This window comes from Streptomyces sp. NP-1717 (assembly GCF_022695985.1).
Taxonomy (GTDB): Bacteria; Actinomycetota; Actinomycetes; order Streptomycetales; family Streptomycetaceae; genus Streptomyces.
On the sequence record NZ_JAAPBF010000418.1, the window covers coordinates 1 to 2,605 of the forward strand.

Annotated in this window: 2 protein-coding genes; both read left to right on the forward strand. The window is 67.5% G+C overall.

What is annotated here, in order from left to right:
* Positions 1 to 341: 341 nt before the first annotated feature.
* The gene (locus tag GXP76_RS35085) at positions 342 to 1,103 is read left to right on the forward strand and encodes a DeoR/GlpR family DNA-binding transcription regulator (protein ID WP_242575660.1); all 762 of its coding nucleotides are present in this window, start codon (positions 342 to 344) and stop codon (positions 1,101 to 1,103) included.
* A 144-nt stretch (positions 1,104 to 1,247) separates the two neighbouring features.
* The coding region (locus GXP76_RS35090; RefSeq protein ID WP_242575661.1) for a sugar ABC transporter substrate-binding protein at positions 1,248 to 2,605 on the forward strand (1,358 nt) is incomplete at its 3' end.

Here is a 2,605-nt window from a genome sequence, read left to right on the forward strand (position 1 = left end):
GGCCGCGAGTCGTACGTGCGCCCTACATGTTTCCGTGCCCGTTTCGCTGACCGTTTTGGGGGGTCGGACGGGACGCAGCTCACGTTTAGACGGCCGGCGGACGGGAGTCCGCTGACCACATCGGGCGCCGTTCGGGCAGTGATCCGCGCCAATCGGGCACAGAACCGGGCGCGAGAGGGGGTTACCCCGCGTATCACCTGCGCATACGCTGATGGGGAAACGGGCATGAACGGTCACACTCAAAGCGGCGAAGAGCCTGGTCGAGCCGGGTCCCTTGCTTGTACAAACGACCCATGAGCCCGAACGGGTGCTGAGCCCAGCAGAGCAGGGAAGTGTGTGCCGTGGACACGGACGAACGCCGACGAGAGATTCTTGAGATCGCCCGACGTGACGGGTCGGTGGAAGTCACCGCGCTCGCCACGAAGTTGAGCGTGGCCAAGGAGACCGTCCGGCGTGACCTGCACGCCCTGGAGGAGCACGGCCTGGTACGGCGCACCCACGGGGGCGCCTACCCCGTCGAGAGCGCCGGCTACGAGACGACGCTCGCGGTGCGGACCACCCGCCTCGTACCGCAGAAGTCACGGATCGCGGCAGCCGCCGCCGATCTCATCGGCGACGCCGAGACGGTCTTCATCGACGAGGGCTTCACTCCTCAGCTCGTCGCCGAGGCTCTGCCCAGGGACCGCCCGCTGACCGTGGTCACCGCGTCCCTCGCGGTCGCCAACGGACTGGCCGACTCCGACAAGATCGCCGTCCTGCTGCTCGGCGGCCGGGTGCGCGGCGGCACCTTCGCGACCGTCGACCACTGGGCGACCCGGATGCTCGCCGACTTCGTCATCGACCTGGCGTACGTCGGCGCGAACGGCATCTCGCGCGAGTACGGGCTGACCACCCCCGACCCGGCCGTCAGCGAGGTGAAGGCCCAGGCCATGCGCAGCGCGCGCCGCAAGGTGTTCGCCGGGATCCACACCAAGTTCGGTGCCGTCAGCTTCTGCCGGTTCGCCGATGTCGGCGACTTCGAGACGATCGTCACCGACGTCGGACTCCCGTCGGCGGAGGCGCAGCGCTACTCGCTGCTCGGCCCCCAGGTCATCCGCGTCTGACAGGCCGCACCCGCTCCCGGACCCCCGCCGTACCGGCCAGGGGGCGGGACCCGTACGGCCCGACGACGCCCCGGATTTTCACCCCCCACCCTTTCAACCCCTCAGCCACCAGCAGTTCCGCAACCGAATGATCAGGAGAAACTCATGTCCCTCCAGCAGCGACGACGTGGGATAGGCGTACGTGTGGGCGCGGGAGCGGCCTTGACGGCACTCCTCGCCGGGTGCAGCGGCGCCGGCGGCACCGGCTCGGACGGCGGTGACACGCTCAACGTGCTGATGGTGAACAACCCGCAGATGGTCGAGCTCCAGAAGCTGACCGCCGCGAACTTCACCAAGGACACCGGCATCAAGGTCAACTTCACGGTGCTGCCGGAGAACGACGTACGCGACAAGATCAGCCAGGACTTCTCCAACCAGGCCGGCCAGTACGACGTCGCGACCATCAGCAACTTCGAGGTGCCCTTCTTCGCGAAGAACGGCTGGCTGCACACGCTCGACGAGTACGCGCAGAAGGACAAGGAGTTCGACCAGGGCGACATCCTCAAGCCGCTCCAGGAGTCGCTGACGGCCGAGGACGGCAAGCTCTACGGCCAGCCGTTCTACGGCGAGTCGTCCTTCCTCATGTACCGCAAGGACGTGTTCGCCGAGAAGAACCTGAAGATGCCGGACAACCCCACCTGGCAGGAGGTCGCCGACCTCGCCGCCAAGACCGACGGCGCCGAGAAGGGAATGAAGGGCATCTGTCTGCGCGGTCTGCCGGGCTGGGGCGAGGTCATCGCCCCGCTGACGACCGTCGTCAACACGATGGGCGGCACCTGGTTCACCGAGGACTGGGAGGCCCAGCTGACCTCGCCCGAGTTCAAGAAGGCCACCAAGTTCTACGTCGACCTCGTCCGCGAGCACGGCGAGGCAGGCGCGCCGCAGGCCGGCTACGCCGAGTGCCTCAACAACATGACGCAGGGCAAGACGTCCATGTGGTACGACGCCACGGCGGGCGCGGGTTCGCTGGAGGCCAAGGACTCCCCGGTCAAGGGCAAGATCGGCTATGTGCCGGCGCCGGTCGACAAGACGGACAGCTCCGGCTGGCTCTACACCTGGGCCTGGGGCATGCAGAAGGCGTCCAACAACACCGACAACGCCTGGAAGTTCATCTCCTGGGCGTCCGGCAAGGAGTACGAGAAGCTCGTCGGCGAGAAGATCGGCTGGTCCAACGTCCCCGCCGGCAAGCGCGCCTCGACCTACATCAACCCGGACTACCGCAAGGAGGCCGCCGCGTTCGCCGATGTGACGTCGGAGGCGATCTCCAGCGCCAACCCGCGTGACCCGGGCACCCAGCCCCGTCCGACCGTCGGTATCCAGTTCGTCGGCATCCCCGAGTTCACCGACCTCGGTACGAAGGTCTCCCAGGAGATCAGCGAGGCCATCGCCGGCCGCCAGTCGGTCGACGAGGCCCTGGAGGCTTCCCAGAAGCTGGCCGAGAAGGTAGCCGAGGAGTACCGGTG